The following is a 16,255-nucleotide window of genomic DNA, read 5'->3' as shown; positions in this document are numbered from 1 at the left end:
TCGACGGATCGGACCACAGAAGGTGGGGCGCAGGGGACAGCATTGGCCCACGCGGCGGAGCCCTCAGGTTAGCAGCATGTCAACTGCGTGTGTTCAACCGTTTTCGTCCGTGGATGCGTCGCCGGTCACATCGGCCCGCTCGGCCCGCTCGGCCGGGTCCGCGGGCTCCTCCGTGTCGGGTTGCTGCGCGTCGGGGTCCCGGCCGTCGACGTACACGCTCTCCTCGCGGCCGGGCCGGTGGCGCAGCGACCACAGGTAGTACGCGGCGGCCAGGACGAAGAGCACGATCGAGGTCCACACGTTGAAGCGCAGGCCGAGGACGTCGTCGAGCTGGACGTCGTCGATGCGGATGTACTCGATCCAGCCGCGCCCCAGGGTGTAGGCCATCACGTACGCCGCCATCACCCGGCCGTGGCCCAGCCGGAGGCGCCGGTCGAGCCACACGATGAGCGCGAACGCCGCGAGGTTCCACAGGCACTCGTAGAGGAAGGTGGGGTGGAAGGTCACGAACTCGGGAGGGATGCCCCCGTTCGCGGCCAACGCGTCCTGGTAGTCCTGCGACGCCTTGTAGGCACCGCTGAAGTGGTCGCTGTCGATCTTCAGGCCCCACGGGAGGTCCGTCGGGCGCCCGTACAGCTCCTGGTTGAACCAGTTGCCCCAGCGGCCGATCGCCTGCGCGACCAGCACCCCCGGCGCGAGCGCGTCCAGGAGCGGCAGCAGCCGGATGCCCTTGCGGCGCGCGCCGATCCAGGCGCCGACAGCGCCGAGGCCGACGCCGCCCCAGATGCCGAGCCCGCCGTGCCACACGTAGAGCGCCTCGACCGGGTTGCCGTCCGCACCGAAGTAGTTCTTCCAGTCGGTCGCGACGTGGTAGAGCCGCGCCCCGACCAGGCCGAACGGGACCGCCCAGATCGCGACGTCCTGGACCTCGCCGATCGTGCCGCCGCGCGCCTTCCACCGGCGCTCTCCGATCCAGATCGCGACGACGATCCCGAGGATGATGCACAGCGCGTAGCCCCGCAGCGGGAACGGCCCGAGATGCCACACGCCCTCCGCGGGGCTCGGGATGCTGGCGGTGATGAGCTCGGGAAGCACGGCGACTCCTGGTCGTTCGGGGTGGTCAGTCCTCGGTCAGCAGCGTGTGGATGTCCGCGGCGAACTCCGCGCTGGAGGTCTCCTGGTTCCACAGCGCGACCGCCTGGTGGTCGCTGTCGAGAGCGAGGGTGAAGGTGGAGTGGCCGCCGAGGTCGTAGCCGCCCGAGGGCAGCTTGACGCCGTCGTTGACGTAGACGTGCAGCGGGTCGCCGACCTCGATGATGCTCTCGAGGTCGCCGGTCAGGCCGATGAACTCCTTGTCGTAGCCGTCCAGGTAGGCCCGCAGCGTCCTCTGGTCGTCGCGGGCCGGGTCGGTGGTCACGAAGACGACGTCGACGCGTCGGCGGTCCGCGGCGTCGAGGCGGTTCATGGCCGCCGCGAGGTTGTTCATCACCATCGGGCAGAAGTCCGGGCACTTGGTGTAGCCGAAGAACACGATCGTGAGCGGCTTCGTGGTGTCCGCGCCGAGGGAGTACGGCGCGCCGCTGGTGTCGGTGAGCGCGATGTCGGCGGCCTGGTAGGGGTTCTTGAGCCGGCTGCCCGTGAAGCTCTCCTCCGGCTCGCTGGTGCAGGCCGAGACGACCAGGCCCAGCAGTACGACGAGGGCCGCGAGCCTACGCACGGACACCCCCCGCGAGGTCCTCGGTCAGCGCGGTCAGCGCGGCCAGGCCGGCCGCGCGGTCACCGGGGTGGTCCTGCAGGGCGCGGACGAAGGCCGAGCCGACGATGACGCCGTCGGCGCCGATGCCGTCCTTGGCGGCCACCTCGGCCGCCTGCGCGCCGTTGCTCACCCCCAGGCCGACGCCGACCGGCAGGGGGGAGCCGGAGGGCCCGAGCGCCTTGGCGCGCGCCACGAGGGGGCCGGCGAGGTCACTGGTCGTGGCCCGTGCGCCGGTGACCCCCATGACGGCCGTCGCGTAGACGAAGCCGCGACAGGCGGCGGTGGTCATCGCGACCCGCTCGTCGGTGGAGGACGGCGCGACCAGGAAGACCTTGTCCAGGTCGAGCTCGTCGGCGGCGGCGATCCACTCCGGGGCGAAGTCCGGTGTCAGGTCCGGGGTGATCAGGCCCGCTCCCCCGGCGCTGGCGAGGTCGCGAGCGAACCGCTCCACGCCGTACCGCTCGATCGGGTTCCAGTAGGTCATCACGAGGGTCGGCGTGCCGGTCGCGGCGACCGCCTCGACCACCCGCAGCACGTCGGTCGTGCGCACGCCGGCCTCGAGCGCCTGCTGGGCGGCCGCCTGGATGGTGGGGCCGTCCATGACCGGGTCGCTGTAGGGCAGGCCGATCTCGATGACGTCGCAGCCTGCCGCGACCATGGCCCGGAGCGCGGCGATGCTGCCCTCGACGTCGGGGAAGCCGGCGGGCAGGTAGCCCACCAGGGCCGCGCGGTCCTCGGCCCGCGCCTTCTCGAACGCGGTGCTCGTGCTGCTCAACTCTTCTCCCCCGCCGTGCCCAGGCCGAAGTACTCCAGGGCCGTGCCCATGTCCTTGTCCCCCCGCCCCGAGAGGTTGACGAGCAGCGTCTGTCCGGGCCGCTCCGCGGCCACCTTGAGCGCTCCCGCCACCGCGTGCGCCGACTCGATCGCCGGGATGACGCCCTCGGTGCGCGCCAGCAGCGCCATCGCGTCCATCGCCTCCGCGTCGGTCACCGGGAGATAGGTCGCCCGCCCCGCCGCCGACAGCGCCGAGTGCTGAGGCCCGACCCCGGGATAGTCCAGGCCGGCCGAGATCGAGTGCGACTCGATGGTCTGGCCGTCCTCGTCCTGGAGCACGAAGGTCCGCGCGCCGTGCAGGACGCCGATGGAGCCCGCGAAGATCGTGGCGGCATGGCGACCGGTCTCGACGCCGTCGCCCCCGGCCTCGAAGCCGTAGATGTCGACCTCCGCGTCGTCGACGAAGCCGGCGAAGAGCCCGATCGCGTTGGACCCGCCGCCCACGCAGGCCGCGATCGCGTCGGGGAGCGCGCCGGTCAGGTCGAGGCACTGCTGGCGGGCCTCGTCGCCGATCCCTCGCACGAAGCTGAGCACCAGGCTCGGGAAGGGGTGCGGTCCGGCGGCGGTGCCGAAGAGGTAGGCCGTCTCGTCCACGCTGGCGACCCAGTCGCGCAGCGCCTCGTTGATGGCGTCCTTGAGCGTGCGCGAGCCGCTGGTCACCGGGACCACCTCGGCACCGAGCAGCTGCATCCGCGCCACGTTGAGGGCCTGCCGCTCGGTGTCGACCTCGCCCATGTAGACGGTGCAGTCGAGCCCGAGGTACGCCGCGGCGGTGGCCGACGCCACGCCGTGCTGCCCGGCTCCGGTCTCCGCGATCACGCGGCTCTTGCCCATCCGCTTGGTGAGCAGCGCCTGGCCGAGCACGTTGCGGATCTTGTGCGCGCCGGTGTGGTTGAGGTCCTCCCGCTTGAGCAGGATCCGCGCGCCCGCGACCTCGGAGAGCCGGGTGGCCTCGTAGAGCATGCTCGGCACGCCGGCGTACTCGCGCAGCAGCCGGTCGAACTCGCCGGTGAAGGCCGGGTCGGCCATCGCCTCCTGCCAGGCCCCGTCGAGCTCGTCGAGCGCCGCGATCAGCGCCTCCGGCATGAAGCGGCCGCCGAACGCGCCCGCACCACCGAACCAGCCGAGCGTGTCGGCGTCGTACTTGCTCATGCAGAGATCCCCGTCATTGCTGCGACTGCCTGGCGCGGCGCGCCGTCCTTCACGAGTGCCTCGCCGACGAGGACGACGTCCGCGCCCTCGCCGACGAAGCGGGCGACGTCGTCGGGTCCGAGGATGCCGGACTCGGCGACCTTGACCCGGTCGTCCGGGATGAGCGGCGCGAGCCGCCCGAAGACGTCGAGGTCGACCTCGAGCGTCTTGAGGTTGCGGGCGTTGACGCCGACCAGCTCGGCGCCGACCTCGACGGCCCGCGCCGTCTCCTCCTCGTCGTGCACCTCGAGCAGGACCGTGAGGCCGAGCTCGCGCGCGAAGTCGTGGAGGCGGCGCAGGCGCTCGCCGGGCAACGAGACCGCCATGAGCAGAGCCAGGTCTGCCCCGGCAGCACGCGCCTCGAGGAGCTGGTACTCGGTGACGATGAAGTCCTTGCGCAGCACGGGCACGTCGACCACCGCGCGCACCGCCCGCAGGTCGTCGAGGCTGCCGCCGAAGCGACGCTGCTCGGTGAGGACGCTGATCGCGCCCGCGCCGCCGGCGGCGTACTCCTGGGCGAGGGCGGCAGGGTCGGGGATGTCGGCGAGCGCGCCCTTGCTCGGGCTCCTGCGCTTGACCTCCGCGATCACGCTCGAGCCGGGAGCCCGGAAGCCGGGCATCGGGTCGCGGGCGGGGTCGACGTCGGCGAGAGCGGCGCGCAGGTCCGCCTCGGACGTCACGGCCTGGCGGGCGGCGAGGTCCTCGAGGACTCCGGCGACGATCCCGTCGAGCACCGTGGGCTGGGAGGCCTGGGGGGCCGACATGTGACGCCTCCGTGACGATCGATTCTGGTTGGTCCGCTGGGCAGGTTTCGCGGACCCGCCGCGAGGGGCAGGGTCCGACGGCACCGAAACACCGACGCGTGGTGTCGAGTGTGGCACGCGGCCGTTAGGGTTCCACACACCGCCCGGAACTCGGTCGGGCCGCCCGACACCCGCAGACCTCCTGAGAAGGGACCCACTGTGAGCTACAACGAGCCGCCGAACTACGGCACCCCGCCCCCGCCGCCCGCCGGTGGCTACGGCGCCGGAGGATTCACCACCGGAGGGGACCACCCGAAGGGCACCACGATCCTGATCCTCGGCATCCTCAGCCTGGTGTGCTGCGGACTGTTCACCGGCATCCCGGCGATCATCATGGGCAAGAAGGCCCTCGAGGAGAGCAAGACCGCGAACTACAACAACGCCGGCGTCATCAAGGCCGGCTGGATCTGCGGCATCATCGGCACGGTCCTGTCCGCGCTCGGCATCATCCTCAACATCATCCTGCTCGCGGCCGGCGCCTCCCTCTACTGACGGCACCTCCAGCGACACCCTCGAGCGGGGTCGGGCACCAGCCCCGGCCCCGCTCGCGCGCTCTCGACGAAGGACGACCATGAGCTACCACGAGCGCCCGCCGTACGGCACGCCTCCGCCTCCGCCGGGCGGCGAGCCCGGCGGGTACACCCCGTACGGCGGTCCCGGCGGCTACGGCGGGTACGGCGGTCCGGGCGCGCCCGGCGGCTACGGCCCGCCCGGCTACGGATACCAGGCCCCCCAGCAGTCCGTCCTGGCCGTCGTCTCGCTGGTGGCGGGCATCGTGGGCCTCGTGGGGGTGTGCTGCTGCGGCATCCTCGGCGTGGTCGGACTCGGCGGCGTGATCTGCGGGATCCTCGCGAAGAAGGAGATCCGCGACGCGCACGGCATGAAGACCGGCGACGGTCTCGCGCTGGCCGGCATCATCACCGGCGCGCTCGGCATCGCGCTCGGCATCGCGAGCGTGATCCTGGTCTTCGCGGTGGGCGCGTTCGACTACAGCTACTACAGCTGACCCGTCGGCGGAGCGCTCAGGGCGCGAGCCACGACCCGGCGGGCAGGTTGCGCAGCACCGTGAAGACCGCCATCGCGGCGAGCACGACCCCGGCGGTCAACATCGTCGCCCGCGAGGACAGCGCCCAGCCTCGGCCGGTCCACGCTCCCCTCGTCCATCGCCCGAGGGCGTAGAGGACGAGGGGCAGCGCCAGCACGAGCAGCAGGTTGCTCGACGCGGCCGCCCCGAGCTCGAGATGGGTCAGGTCGTTGACGGCGCGCAGGCCGCCGCAGCCGGGGCAGCTGATGCCCGCCAGAGCGAAGGGGCAGGCACCCCAGCTGCCCGAGGTGTGCGGGTCTCGCAGCCGGAGCGCGAGAGTGGCGGCGGCGAGGCCGCCCACGACCACCGCCGGTGCCGCCATCCGTCGCCCGCGGCGGCGAGCCTCGGGACGGACCGGCTCGGCAGCCAGCGTCATGGTCGTGCGGTCCGGGTCAGTGACCGGACTCGTGCAGGCCCATCTTGGCCATGACGAGGAAGACCACTCCGCCGGCGAGGACGACGGCCGTGCCGATCCAGAACAGCGGCCAGTTGAGCGGACTCACGGACATGCCGATCGCGCCCACCACGAAGCCGACGAGCGACACGAGGACGGCGGTCCAGGCCGCGGGGGTGTTGCCGTGGTTATCGGCCATGAGTGGGGAACTCCTCGCTCTCGGTGGATCGGCTTGTGATTCTAGGGGGTCGCGGCGCTCACTCCGCAGTGGGGTCGTGGCCCTCGTCCAGCGACTTCCACAGGTCCAGGTTGGACTGCTCGGCCGGGTCCGCGCCGCTCGCTGCCGGTGTCGCCGCGGCACCACCCGCGGTGGTGCCCGCCGTCGGGGCGTCGTACCGGCTGCCCATCTCAGGCCACGACGGCACCAGGCGCACGGCCGCGCCGGCCGCGAGCATCGCGACCACGGAGCAGGCCAGGGCGACCCAGAGCCACGCGGTGCGGTCGACCTCGACGGCCGCCGCGTTGAGCCCGAGACGCGCGGCCAGGTCGGCCGCCGCGTCGCCGTCCTGGACGAACCCGCCGACGACGACCACGACGAGCATGCCGACCGACGCGACCAGGGCCAGGACCGCCGCCGCGCGGCGGACCAGCCGCCGCGTCACCAGCAGCACGCCCCAGGCCGCCAGCGCGACCAGGGCCGACGCGCCAGCGAGGGGGAACTCGACCGAGCGCTCCTGCAGGGTCGGCGCCAGGCCGCCGGCCGCGGTCAGGGTCGCCTCGGGGATGGACAGCATCTCGCGGTGCCCGGCGACTGCGGCGAAGCCGCTGGCCGCGATGCCGACCAGCGCGACCGGCCCGAAGGTACGGCGGCGCCCGCCGTCGCCGTCAGCCACCGAGCAGGCCCTCGTCGAAGCAGGTCCGGGCGCCGGTGTGGCAGGCGACGCCGACCTGGTCGACCTTCACGAGGAGGGTGTCGCCGTCGCAGTCGAGGCGCACCTCCTTGACGAGCTGCGGGTTGCCCGAGGTCTCCCCCTTCACCCAGTACTCCTGGCGCGAGCGGCTCCAGTAGGTCGCCCGGCCGGTCGTGAGGGTGCGGTGCAGCGCGCTGTCGTCCATCCAGGCGAGCATGAGCACCTCGCCGGTGTCGTGCTGCTGCACGATCGCCGGCACCAGCCCGTCGGCGGTGCGCCGGAGCCGCTCGACGATCTCGGCCGGCAGCTCGGTAGGTCGATCCGGAGAGGTCACCGGCCCATTATCCAACCTCGCACCCCGGCTCACCCGTGCTGGTCACCCCTGCTGGGCGACCCAGGAGGCGTGCAGCCGGGCGTAGGGCGAGTCCTCCTGGCGGACCAGCTCGGCGTGCGGCCCGTGCTGGGCGACGCGACCGCGGTCGACGACGACCACGACGTCCGCCGCCTCGGCGGTCGAGAGCCGGTGCGCGATGGTCACCGAGGTCCGGCCGCTCAGCAGGCGCTCGAGGGCGCGCGCGATCCGGGTCTCCAGCTCGGGGTCGACCGCACTCGTCGCCTCGTCGAGGACGAGCAGGTCGGGGTCGGCGAGCTGCGCGCGCAGCAGGGCGACGAGCTGGCGCTCCCCCGCCGACAGCGCCTCGCCGCGCTGGCCCACCCTCGTCGCGAGGCCGTCCGGCAGGGCCGCCAGCCAGTCGCCGAGGCCGATGGCGTCGGCGGCGTCGCGGATCTCCTCCTCGGTGGCGCCGAGCCGGCCGTACCGGACGTTGGCGGCGAGGGTGTCGTCGAACAGGAAGCCCTCCTGTGGGACGAGCACGACGCTGCGCCGCAGCGCGCTCTCGGCGATCTCCCGCAGGTCGATGCCGTCGAGCAGCACCCGGCCCTCGGCGGGGTCCATCAGGCGGGTGAGCAGCTTCGCGATCGTCGACTTCCCCGAGCCGGTCTCCCCCACCACCGCGACCCGCTGGCCGGCCGGGATCTCGAGGTCGATGCCGCTCAGCACCGGCGGGCCGCCGGGGTAGGCGAAGGAGACGTCCTCGAAGCGCACGTCGATCGCGCCCTTCGGCAGGCTGCGCCCGTCGGGGCCCCGGTCGACGAGGTCCGCGGGCGTGTCGAGGATCCCGATCACCCGACGCCAGCCGGCGATGGCGTTCTGGGCGTCGGTGAGGATCTGGGTGCCCATCTGCACGGGCCCCACGAAGAGGGTGACCAGGAAGGCGAAGGCGAGCACCTCGCCGGCGGTGATCCCCTCGCCCCAGGCGAAGCCCTGGCCGAGCCAGATGCCGACGATCAGCACGCCGGCGTTCGCGAACCCGGCGGAGATGCCGCCGAGGCTGAACGAGAACGCCGTGAAGCCCTGGGCCCGGGTGCTGGCGGCCTTGTGGGCGTCGATGGCGGTGTCGATGCGCTCCTGGGTCCGCGCCTCGATCGCGTAGGACTTCACGACCGCGGCGCCGACGACCGGCTCCGAGACCGCCGAGAGCAGCACGCCGACCTGGCGTCGTACGGTGCCGTAGGCGGCGGCGAGCTTGCGCTGGAAGTAGCGCAGGCTCAAGAACAGCGGCGCGAAGCAGATCCACACGACGAGGGCCAGCTGCCAGCTGTAGACGATCATCACGACGGTCGCGATCAGCATCTGGCCGACGCTGACGACGAAGATCAGGCCGCCGAAGACGAGGAACTGGCTGACCTGGTCGACGTCGCTGGTCACCCGCGAGACCAGGGCGCCGCGACGCTCGGTGCTCTGGGTCAGCAGCGGCAGGTCGTGGACGTGCCGGAAGGCCTTGACCCGCAGCGTCGCGAGGCCGCGCTCGGCGGTCGTGAACAGCCGGGCGGTCATGGCGTACGACGCCCAGCTGGTGACGACGATGGCGACGGCCGCGGCGAGGGCGAGCCAGGTGGCGAACGCGGGGTCGGGACCGCCCGGGCCGCGCAGCCCCTTGTCGATGGTCTGCTGGACGGCGATCGGCACGACCACCTGGCCGACGGAGGCCAGCACCGCGAGGGTCAGCGTCCAGCCGATCCCCTCGACCAGCTCCGGCGAGTGCCTCACGCCGCGGCGGATGGTCTCCCACGCACCGATGTCCTCGCCGGTGGAGAGCTGGGTCTGCGCGGGAGCGCGGAGGGCGGTGCTCATCGGGGTCCCGTGGGGTGGTTCATGCGGTGGCGTCCTCGTGCTCGGTCTCGTAGGCGTTGACGAGGCGGGCGTAGTCGGGGTTGCGGGCGACCAGCTCCTCGTGCGGACCGCGGTCGGCGATCCGGCCGTCGACGAGGTAGAGCACCTCGTCGGCCAGGCCGATGGTCGCCTTGCGGTAGGCGACCACCACGAGCGTCGTGTCCTCCTCGCCGAGGCCGGCGAGGATCCTGGCCTCCACCTCGGGGTCGACGGCCGAGGTGGCGTCGTCGAGGACGAGCAGGCGCGGTCGACGGACGAGAGCGCGGGCCAGGGCGAGACGCTGCCGTTGACCGCCGGAGAGCGAGGTGCCTCGCTCGCCGAGGCGGGTGTCGAGGCCGTCGGGCAGGGCTGCCACGAAGCCGTCGGCCTGGGCGGTGCGCAGCGCCGCCCAGATCTCGTCGTCGGTCACGTCCGCCCCCAGCGTCACGTTGCCGCGCACGGTGTCGTCGAACAGGAACGCGGTCTGCGGTACGACGGCCAGCACCTCGGCGAGGCCGCCGCGGCGCAGCTCGCGCAGGTCGGTGCCGTCGACGCGGATCGCGCCCTCGTCGACGTCGACCAGGCGGGCGATCAGCGTCGTGAGCGTGCTCTTTCCCGAGGCGGTCGCGCCCACGAGCGCGACCGTGCGGCCGGGCGCGACGTCGAAGGTCAGCTCGCGCAGCAGCGGTCGGCCGGGGACATAGCCGAAGGCCGCGCGGTCGACCTCCAGCCGGGCGCCGCCGGTCTGCGCGGGCGGCGGGCGGTCGCCGTACTCCATCGCGCCGGAGGCGGCCAGCACCGCGCTCACGCGGCGGTAGCCCACCACGCTGCGGGGGAAGTCTCCGAGCAGCCAGCCGATCGAGCGGATGGGGAAGGCCACGACGGTGAGCAGGTAGGACACCGTCACCACGTCGCCGGCGACGGTCGCGCCGGACACGACGCGGTGCACGCCGATCACCAGCACGACGAGGACCGCCAGGCTCGGCAGCGCCGCGAGCGTCGGGTCGAAGGCGGCGCGGATCCGGCCTACCCGGATGTTGGCCTCGCGCAGCTCCTCGGCCTTGGCCCGGAAGCGGGCGGTCTCCTCGGGCTCGCGCCCCAGGGTCTTGACGACGAGCGCGCCGTCGAAGGACTCGTGCGCGATCTCGGAGAGCTCGGCGCGCAGCTCCTGCGCCCGGGTGGCCCAGCCCTGCGCGAGCCGCTGGTAGACCACGTTCACCCCGATCACGACGGGGAAGACCAGCAGCCCGACGGCGGCGAGCACCAGGTCGGTGAGCAGCATCTGCGCCACCGCGATCACCATCATCGCGACCGTGCCGACGGCCATCGGCAGCGGCGCGATCGGGCCCCAGGCCGCCTCGACGTCGGCGTTGGCGTTGGACAGCAGCTCGCCGGTGGGATGCCGCTGGTGCCATGCCATCGGCAGGCGCAGGTACTGCCGGGTCACCGCGCGGCGGCTGCGCGCCTGCATGCGGTACTGCATCACGCCCGCGCCGAGCCGCCGGGCGACGATGCCGACGGCGCGCAGGATCGCGACGCCGATGAAGAGCCCGAGCACCGCCCACAGCAGGCCGGCGCCGATCTCCCCGTCGCGGAAGGCGGGGAGCACGACGTGGTCGGTCGACCAGCCGAGCACCCAGGCGTCGGCCACCGTCAGCGCGCCGAAGAGCACGCTGCCGATCGTCGAGACGGCGAAGATCCACGGCTCGCGCTTGATCGCCACCCAGAGCACGCCGAACCCGGCGGACGTCGTACCCGTGGTGCTGCCTGCCGTCGCCACCTGTTCCCTGCTCCCGCCGCCTGCGCGCCTCGCGGCGTGCGGGGCGCAACGAGCCGTAACTGTGGCACGCGGACGGCTATTCCGCCGCGTCCGGGGCACCGAGCGATGCGTGAGGATCGACGAGGACCCTTCGTGATGCAGGTCGGCTACCACGCGTCGCACGAGCAGTTCGCGCCGTCACGCCTGCTCACCGCCGCCGCCCGTGCCGAGCAGGCCGGCTTCGCGGCCGTGCTCTCCTCCGACCACCTGGCGCCGTGGAGCCTGCGCCAGGGCGAGTCCGGCCTGGCCTGGTCGTGGCTGGGCGCCGTCCTCGCGACGACGTCCCTCCCCGCTGGTGTGGTGACCGCACCCGGCGACCGCTACCACCCGGTGATCCTCGCCCAGGCGATCGCCACGCTCACCGAGATGTTCCCGGGTCGCCTGGTGCCCGCCCTCGGGTCCGGGCAGGCGCTCAACGAGCACGTCACCGGCCGGCCCTGGCCGCCCAAGGCGGTGCGCAACCGACGGCTCGCCGAGTGCGCCACCGTCATCCGTCGCCTCCTCGCCGGAGAGGAGGTCACCCACGACGGGCTGGTGAGCGTCCAGGCGGCGCGGGTGTGGTCCCTACCGGCGGAGCCCCCGCCGCTGTTCGCCGCCGCCCTCTCCCCCGCCACCGCGCGGGAGGTGGCGAGCTGGGCCGACGGCCTGATCACCGTGAACGCGCCCGACCGCGACCTGACCGCCGTCGTCGAGGCCTTCCGCGAGGGCGGCGGGGAGGGCAAGCCGGTGCACGTGCAGGCCCACCTGTCCTGGGCGCCCGGCACCGAGGAGGCCGAGGCCCAGGCCCTGGACCAGTGGCGCGCCAACGCGCTGCCCCCGATCCTCAACGAGGAGCTCGCCCTCCCCGAGCAGGTGGACGCCGCCTCCCAGCACATCGGCGTCGACGGCCTGCGCTCGAGCGTGTGGATCGAGACCGACCCGGAGTGGTACGTCGAGCGGCTGGCGGCGTACGCCGAGCTCGGGGTCGACCGTGTCTACCTCCATCAGGTGGGCCGCGACCAGGAGCGCTTCCTCGACACCTTCGGCGAGCGGGTGCTGCCGCGGCTGCAGCGCCGGGACCTGTGAGGCCGCTAGCGTCTGCGTCGTGGACGTCGAGACCCTGCTCGAGCACTGCCTCGCCAAGCCGGGCGCATGGCCGGACAACCCCTGGGACCACGAGTTCCCCGTCGTGAAGGTGGGCGAGGGCGAGCGCGGCAAGATCTTCGCCTTCCTCGCCCGTGACCACGTCGGCGTCAAGGCCGGCGCGACCCGCGAGGTGGCCGACGAGTGGCTGTACCGCTATCCCCACGATGCCAGCGTGATGCCGTACATCGGCCGCTCCGGCTGGAACGACCTCGCCCTCGCGGGCGCCATCCCCGACGACGAGTTGCTCGACGCCGTCGACGCGTCGTACGCCGCCGTCGTCGGCAAGCTCCCGAAGTCGCAACGACCGGCGGGATGGGACGCCTGACGCCACCGGACAGGACGTGCCGACGGCCCCGCAGGTGGTGGTCCTGCGGGGTGCGGGGCGGGGTGCCTAGACCGGGTGGGTGCCGCGGTGGTCGACGCGGAAGGCGTGGCCGTTCGGGCTGGTCCAGACATAGGTGCCCGCGGTCGGGGTGTCGTAGCACCATGCTGAGTGGGTCTTCGCGCGGTGATGGCGTCGGCAGAGGGGGACCTCGTTGCAGGGGCAGGTCGGTCCGCCGTCGCCGTGCGGCTGGGAGTGGTCGATGTCGCAGCGGGTCGCGGGGCGGGTGCAGCTGGGGAAGCGGCAGGTGTGATCCCTGAGGGCGACGGCTCGTTTGTGGCGGTCGGGGACCTCGTAGCTCGTGACGGGGATGTGGTCGGTCAGGTCGATGACCGGGCGGACGGTGATGGTGGTGTCGTGGGCCTGCAGCCATTCCCGGATCTGCTCGCTGCTGATGGGGCCGTTGCCCTGCTCCCACCGACCGACCGGGTTGTCTCCGGTGAGGGTGGTGTCGGTGATGTGGACGTTGAGCTCCACCTTCCGCCCGGGAACGGTCGCGACGACCTCGCCGGTGTCGGGGTCAGGGATGAGGAGATCGAGGGCGAGGTCGGCGCGGGCGAGCTCCGCGGCGGCCTTGGAGCGGCGTACGTCGAGCGAAGACTGGTCGCCGAGCCGGCCGAGAACCTCGGCACGCCGTGCGACAGCGAGGTTGAGGTCGTGCCCGTCGGCGGCGTCCAACAACCCCGAGATGGTGACGAGGCCGTGGTCGTCGACGTCGGCGTCGATGTCGAACCGCCGCCCGTCCGCGGCCTCGGCTCGTTCGGCCTCGGCGGTGGCCGGGTCGAACCGCAGCACGGCTTCGGTGACGAGCCGGTCCAGTTGGGCCCACCCGACACCGGTGGCGTCGAACAGCTGACGGTCCACGAACCCGGCCGCGTCGGCGTTGAGGCCGTGGGTGCGTTCGGCGATCCGCTCGGCCCGCCACGGCGCAAGACGTCCGGCGACCACCGCGTCGTAGACGTGGGGCAGTCGCCAGGCGCACTCGATCACCCGGCCGACGTACGCCCTCCCACCATCAGGGCTGCGGCCGAGCACCGCGATCAGCTCCATCAGCCCGAACTCCGACACCAGCGGAGCCCCCTCACCCGCGAGCGGAACCCCGGTGTCGAGATAACCCTCCGTGATCGTCGCCGCACCCTCCGGACCGGCAACCACATGGGCGCTGGCCCACTCCACGATCCCGACCCACTCCCGGACAACCAGGGCTTCACGGTCCTGGACACCCGCACGCAGCTCGGACAGCAGCACTGCTGTCGAACGAGCCGTGGTCCCGAGATCCATGACTGGATTCTCCCACCGACCTACGACACAACGAACGGGAGAAAACCCGCCTGGGGACAGGCGAAACCCGTCCGGCAGGGTGTGAACAACCACTGCAACATGACGTGACGAAGGTGGACCGAGACCACCGCAACCACAGGGGTCAGACGGGCACATTCCTGACGCCCAGCAGCGGCGTCCAGCCAACCAGCTCAACCGAAGCGGCGCGCAACCACGTCCATCGAAAGATCAACCTGGCACCCAGCAAACCCGAAACGGACACGACACCAACCCGCGGGCCAGAACCGACGACTCGACGGGTCGGAAGTGACGACTCAACCCTCAGCACCACCCCTGTGGATAGACGGCACCACGCTGGTCGCGAACGAGCGATCCTGTCGGCATGGACATTCTCGGTATCCGCCTCGGGGTCCTCTGCCTGACCGTCGCCGTCGTGACGAGCGGCTGTGCCGGCGCCGGCAGGGACGGGCCTGACCTCCGCACACCGCCGGCCCGCGACGTTCCGACGGGCGGCGCGGGCGACCTGGCCGACTCCGGGGCGGACGGGTTGTCCGCTCCCTAGACCACTACGCCTGGACCGGGGCCACGATCCGCACGCTCATGTGGAAGGTGGACGCCGCACCCACGATCACGACCAGGAAGCCGTCCGGGCCGTCCCGGAAGATCTCGCGCTTGCGCTCCGACCACGGGTCGGGTGGGCTGAACTCGCGCGCGGCGCGCGCCGCCGCGAGGATCGCGGTGGCCCGGTCGGCGTGCTCGGTGCGACCGATCTGGACGAGCGTCGGCGGCTTGGCCTCGCCCTTGTTGGAGTACTCGATCGCCACCCGCCACGGGCCGTCGCTGCCGGGTCCGTCGCTGCCGGTGGGCGCGGGCTCGGGCGCCGCGCCCGGCTCGTACACGTCGTAGCTCATGGCCGGACCCTCCCCGGTCAGCGGACAGGCACACCTGCGGCGGACAGCGAGGCCTTGACGTCGGCGATCCGCAGGGTGCCGAAGTGGAAGACCGTGGCGGCCAGTACGGCATCGGCGCCGGCCTCGACCGCGGGCGGGAAGTGCTCGACTGCCCCCGCGCCGCCGGAGGCGATGACCGGGATGGAGACCTCGGCGCGGACCTGACGGATCAGCTCGAGGTCGAAGCCGTCCGTCGTGCCGTCCGCGTCCATGGCGTTGAGGAGGATCTCGCCCGCGCCGAGCTCGGCGGCGCGCACGGCCCACGCGATGGCGTCGATGCCGGCCGAGGTGCGGCCGCCGTGGGTCGTGACCTCGAAGCCGGAGTCCGTGCGGACCTCCGATCCCGCCGGCACGCGGCGAGCGTCGACGGAGAGGACCAGCACCTGGTTGCCGAAGCGGTCCGCGATCTCCGCGATCAGCTCGGGCCGCCGGATGGCGGCGGTGTTGACGGCGATCTTGTCGGCGCCAGCACGCAGCAGCCGGTCGACGTCCTCGACCGAGGAGACTCCCCCGCCGACGGTGAGCGGGATGAAGACCTGCTCGGCCGTCGCGGAGACGATGTCCATGGTCGTGGCCCGACCCTCGTGCGAGGCGGAGATGTCGAGGAAGGTCAGCTCGTCGGCGCCCTCGGCGTCGTAGGTCCGGGCCAGCTCGACCGGGTCGCCCGCGTCGCGCAGCTCCTGGAAGTTCACGCCCTTGACGACCCGGCCGGCGTCGACGTCGAGGCACGGGATGACCCGCACCGCGAGGCTCATACGAGCCCACCTCTGGTGAGGGCCAGGGCGTCCTCGAGCGTGAACTGCCCGGTGTAGAGGGCGGTGCCGGCGATGGCACCCTCGACCCCGAGGGGGACCAGCTTCATCAGCGCGCGGATGTCGTCGAGCGTCGTGACCCCGCCGGAGGCGACGACGGGTCGCGAGGTCGCGGTGCAGACGTCCTCCAACAGCTGCAGGTTCGGGCCCTGGAGCATGCCGTCCTTGTTCACGTCCGTGACGACGTAGCGCGCACACCCCTCGGAGTCGAGGCGGGCAAGGGTCTCGTAGAGGTCACCGCCCTCCTTGGTCCAGCCGCGCGCGGCGAGCGTCCGGCCGCGGACGTCGAGGCCGACGGCCACCCGGTCGCCGTACGTCGCGATGGCCTTCGCGCACCACTCCGGCTGCTCCAGGGCGGCGGTGCCGATGTTGACCCGACGGCACCCGGTCGCCATGGCGGCCTCGAGCGACTCGTCATCACGGATGCCGCCGCTCATCTCCACCTGGATGTCGAGACGCCCGACGATCTCGGCCTGGAGCTCGCGGTTGTTGCCGTGCCCGAAGGCGGCGTCGAGGTCGACGAGGTGGATCCACTCCGCCCCGGCCTCCTGCCAGCGCAGCGCGGCCTCGATCGGGTCGCCGAACCGCTTCTCCGACCCGTCGACGCCCTGGACCAGCTGGACGGCCTGGCCTCCCTTGATGTCGACGGCAGGCAGCAGCTCGAGGTAGTCAGGCATGTCATCCTCCGAAGGGACGGGGGT

At 72.6% G+C, this 16,255-nt stretch carries 20 protein-coding genes; 5 read left to right on the top strand and 15 right to left on the bottom strand.

Going from position 1 to position 16,255, the window contains the following annotated elements:
• Positions 1–93 precede the first annotated feature (93 nt).
• From lgt to trpC, 5 genes are read right to left on the bottom strand one after another with little or no spacing between them, the layout of a single operon-like run.
• The gene (gene lgt, locus ACJ5H2_RS08795; protein ID WP_408899190.1) at positions 94–1,095 is read right to left on the bottom strand and encodes a prolipoprotein diacylglyceryl transferase; all 1,002 of its coding nucleotides are present in this window, start codon (positions 1,093–1,095) and stop codon (positions 94–96) included.
• Positions 1,096–1,120: 25 nt separating this feature from the next.
• Positions 1,121–1,723 (bottom strand): SCO family protein, encoded by a 603-nt coding sequence (locus ACJ5H2_RS08790; protein WP_408899189.1) that lies wholly within the window; start codon positions 1,721–1,723, stop codon positions 1,121–1,123.
• Positions 1,710–2,531 carry a tryptophan synthase subunit alpha gene (gene trpA / locus ACJ5H2_RS08785; RefSeq protein WP_408899188.1) on the bottom strand — a complete coding sequence of 274 codons (822 nt, stop codon included), beginning with the start codon at positions 2,529–2,531 and terminating at the stop codon, positions 1,710–1,712. Before trpA ends, ACJ5H2_RS08790 begins: the two co-directional genes overlap by 14 nt.
• On the bottom strand, positions 2,528–3,742 hold the full coding sequence (gene trpB / locus ACJ5H2_RS08780) for a tryptophan synthase subunit beta (RefSeq protein WP_408899187.1): 1,215 nt from the start codon (positions 3,740–3,742) through the stop codon (positions 2,528–2,530). The genes trpA and trpB overlap by 4 nt, the downstream gene beginning before the upstream one ends.
• Positions 3,739–4,545, bottom strand: a complete 807-nt coding sequence (trpC, locus tag ACJ5H2_RS08775) for an indole-3-glycerol phosphate synthase TrpC (RefSeq protein WP_408899186.1) — start codon at positions 4,543–4,545, stop codon at positions 3,739–3,741. The genes trpB and trpC overlap by 4 nt, the downstream gene beginning before the upstream one ends.
• A 198-nt stretch (positions 4,546–4,743) precedes the next feature.
• Here trpC and ACJ5H2_RS08770 point away from each other — a divergent pair, with 198 nt between their 5' ends.
• Both ACJ5H2_RS08770 and ACJ5H2_RS08765 read left to right on the top strand, forming a co-directional pair.
• Positions 4,744–5,076: a DUF4190 domain-containing protein gene (locus ACJ5H2_RS08770; RefSeq protein WP_408899185.1), complete on the top strand. Its 333-nt coding sequence runs from the start codon at positions 4,744–4,746 to the stop codon at positions 5,074–5,076.
• Between the two features lie 79 nt (positions 5,077–5,155).
• Entirely contained in the window at positions 5,156–5,590 is a 435-nt protein-coding gene (locus tag ACJ5H2_RS08765; RefSeq protein ID WP_408899184.1) for a DUF4190 domain-containing protein, read from the top strand.
• 16 nt (positions 5,591–5,606) lie between these two features.
• Here the strand turns inward: ACJ5H2_RS08765 and ACJ5H2_RS08760 are convergent, their stop codons facing one another.
• From ACJ5H2_RS08760 to ACJ5H2_RS08735, 6 genes are read right to left on the bottom strand one after another with little or no spacing between them, the layout of a single operon-like run.
• On the bottom strand, positions 5,607–6,044 hold the full coding sequence (locus ACJ5H2_RS08760; protein ID WP_408899183.1) for a DUF2752 domain-containing protein: 438 nt from the start codon (positions 6,042–6,044) through the stop codon (positions 5,607–5,609).
• Positions 6,045–6,060: 16 nt separating this feature from the next.
• A complete protein-coding gene (locus ACJ5H2_RS08755) occupies positions 6,061–6,261 on the bottom strand; it encodes an HGxxPAAW family protein (protein ID WP_408899182.1) in 201 nt (66 codons plus the stop codon).
• A gap of 58 nt (positions 6,262–6,319) precedes the next feature.
• A complete protein-coding gene (locus ACJ5H2_RS08750; protein WP_408899181.1) occupies positions 6,320–6,955 on the bottom strand; it encodes a Trp biosynthesis-associated membrane protein in 636 nt (211 codons plus the stop codon).
• Positions 6,948–7,307 carry a phosphoribosyl-AMP cyclohydrolase gene (hisI, locus tag ACJ5H2_RS08745; RefSeq protein ID WP_408899180.1) on the bottom strand — a complete coding sequence of 120 codons (360 nt, stop codon included), beginning with the start codon at positions 7,305–7,307 and terminating at the stop codon, positions 6,948–6,950. Before hisI ends, ACJ5H2_RS08750 begins: the two co-directional genes overlap by 8 nt.
• A gap of 42 nt (positions 7,308–7,349) precedes the next feature.
• Positions 7,350–9,167, bottom strand: a complete 1,818-nt coding sequence (locus ACJ5H2_RS08740) for an ABC transporter ATP-binding protein (RefSeq protein WP_408899179.1) — start codon at positions 9,165–9,167, stop codon at positions 7,350–7,352.
• A gap of 19 nt (positions 9,168–9,186) precedes the next feature.
• The gene (locus tag ACJ5H2_RS08735; protein WP_408899178.1) at positions 9,187–10,965 is read right to left on the bottom strand and encodes an ABC transporter ATP-binding protein; all 1,779 of its coding nucleotides are present in this window, start codon (positions 10,963–10,965) and stop codon (positions 9,187–9,189) included.
• 135 nt (positions 10,966–11,100) lie between these two features.
• Here ACJ5H2_RS08735 and ACJ5H2_RS08730 point away from each other — a divergent pair, with 135 nt between their 5' ends.
• Together ACJ5H2_RS08730 and ACJ5H2_RS08725 are read left to right on the top strand one after the other, a co-directional pair.
• Entirely contained in the window at positions 11,101–12,069 is a 969-nt protein-coding gene (locus ACJ5H2_RS08730) for a TIGR03885 family FMN-dependent LLM class oxidoreductase (RefSeq protein WP_408899608.1), read from the top strand.
• Between the two features lie 19 nt (positions 12,070–12,088).
• Positions 12,089–12,454 carry an MmcQ/YjbR family DNA-binding protein gene (locus ACJ5H2_RS08725; RefSeq protein WP_408899177.1) on the top strand — a complete coding sequence of 122 codons (366 nt, stop codon included), beginning with the start codon at positions 12,089–12,091 and terminating at the stop codon, positions 12,452–12,454.
• A gap of 66 nt (positions 12,455–12,520) precedes the next feature.
• Here the strand turns inward: ACJ5H2_RS08725 and ACJ5H2_RS08720 are convergent, their stop codons facing one another.
• Positions 12,521–13,792: an HNH endonuclease gene (locus tag ACJ5H2_RS08720; protein ID WP_408899176.1), complete on the bottom strand. Its 1,272-nt coding sequence runs from the start codon at positions 13,790–13,792 to the stop codon at positions 12,521–12,523.
• A 382-nt stretch (positions 13,793–14,174) separates the two neighbouring features.
• Between ACJ5H2_RS08720 and ACJ5H2_RS08715 the strand changes: the two genes are divergently transcribed.
• Positions 14,175–14,354 carry a hypothetical protein gene (locus ACJ5H2_RS08715; protein WP_408899175.1) on the top strand — a complete coding sequence of 60 codons (180 nt, stop codon included), beginning with the start codon at positions 14,175–14,177 and terminating at the stop codon, positions 14,352–14,354.
• Between the two features lie 4 nt (positions 14,355–14,358).
• Here ACJ5H2_RS08715 and ACJ5H2_RS08710 read toward each other — a convergent pair whose 3' ends face one another.
• Genes ACJ5H2_RS08710 through priA form a run of 3 tightly spaced genes read right to left on the bottom strand, consistent with a single transcriptional unit; the run spans position 14,359 to position 16,231 of the window.
• Positions 14,359–14,703 (bottom strand): hypothetical protein, encoded by a 345-nt coding sequence (locus tag ACJ5H2_RS08710; protein WP_408899174.1) that lies wholly within the window; start codon positions 14,701–14,703, stop codon positions 14,359–14,361.
• Between the two features lie 17 nt (positions 14,704–14,720).
• Positions 14,721–15,497 (bottom strand): imidazole glycerol phosphate synthase subunit HisF, encoded by a 777-nt coding sequence (hisF, locus tag ACJ5H2_RS08705; RefSeq protein ID WP_408899173.1) that lies wholly within the window; start codon positions 15,495–15,497, stop codon positions 14,721–14,723.
• Complete coding sequence (priA, locus tag ACJ5H2_RS08700; protein WP_408899172.1) at positions 15,494–16,231, bottom strand: bifunctional 1-(5-phosphoribosyl)-5-((5-phosphoribosylamino)methylideneamino)imidazole-4-carboxamide isomerase/phosphoribosylanthranilate isomerase PriA; 738 nt, start codon at positions 16,229–16,231, stop codon at positions 15,494–15,496. The genes hisF and priA overlap by 4 nt, the downstream gene beginning before the upstream one ends.
• Positions 16,232–16,255: the final 24 nt, after the last annotated feature.

Origin of the sequence: Nocardioides pymetrozini (assembly GCF_046058985.1) — a bacterium.
Classification (GTDB): Bacteria; Actinomycetota; Actinomycetes; order Propionibacteriales; family Nocardioidaceae; genus Nocardioides.
Note: the sequence above shows the minus strand (reverse complement) of the source record. Positions and strands in the feature narration are given on the sequence as shown.

What these genes read in the sequence shown, in the direction of transcription:
- ACJ5H2_RS08710 (WP_408899174.1), bottom strand. Translation starts at nt 14,703, where the DNA reads ATGAGCTACGACGTGTACGAGCCGGGCGCGGCGCCCGAGCCCGCGCCC.
- ACJ5H2_RS08720 (WP_408899176.1), bottom strand. Translation starts at nt 13,792, where the DNA reads ATGGATCTCGGGACCACGGCTCGTTCGACAGCAGTGCTGCTGTCCGAG.
- ACJ5H2_RS08715 (WP_408899175.1), top strand. Translation starts at nt 14,175, where the DNA reads ATGGACATTCTCGGTATCCGCCTCGGGGTCCTCTGCCTGACCGTCGCC.
- ACJ5H2_RS08755 (WP_408899182.1), bottom strand. Translation starts at nt 6,261, where the DNA reads ATGGCCGATAACCACGGCAACACCCCCGCGGCCTGGACCGCCGTCCTC.
- ACJ5H2_RS08765 (WP_408899184.1), top strand. Translation starts at nt 5,156, where the DNA reads ATGAGCTACCACGAGCGCCCGCCGTACGGCACGCCTCCGCCTCCGCCG.
- trpC (WP_408899186.1), bottom strand. Translation starts at nt 4,545, where the DNA reads ATGTCGGCCCCCCAGGCCTCCCAGCCCACGGTGCTCGACGGGATCGTC.
- hisF (WP_408899173.1), bottom strand. Translation starts at nt 15,497, where the DNA reads ATGAGCCTCGCGGTGCGGGTCATCCCGTGCCTCGACGTCGACGCCGGC.
- ACJ5H2_RS08760 (WP_408899183.1), bottom strand. Translation starts at nt 6,044, where the DNA reads ATGACGCTGGCTGCCGAGCCGGTCCGTCCCGAGGCTCGCCGCCGCGGG.
- ACJ5H2_RS08740 (WP_408899179.1), bottom strand. Translation starts at nt 9,167, where the DNA reads ATGAGCACCGCCCTCCGCGCTCCCGCGCAGACCCAGCTCTCCACCGGC.
- priA (WP_408899172.1), bottom strand. Translation starts at nt 16,231, where the DNA reads ATGCCTGACTACCTCGAGCTGCTGCCTGCCGTCGACATCAAGGGAGGC.
- ACJ5H2_RS08730 (WP_408899608.1), top strand. Translation starts at nt 11,101, where the DNA reads ATGCAGGTCGGCTACCACGCGTCGCACGAGCAGTTCGCGCCGTCACGC.
- trpB (WP_408899187.1), bottom strand. Translation starts at nt 3,742, where the DNA reads ATGAGCAAGTACGACGCCGACACGCTCGGCTGGTTCGGTGGTGCGGGC.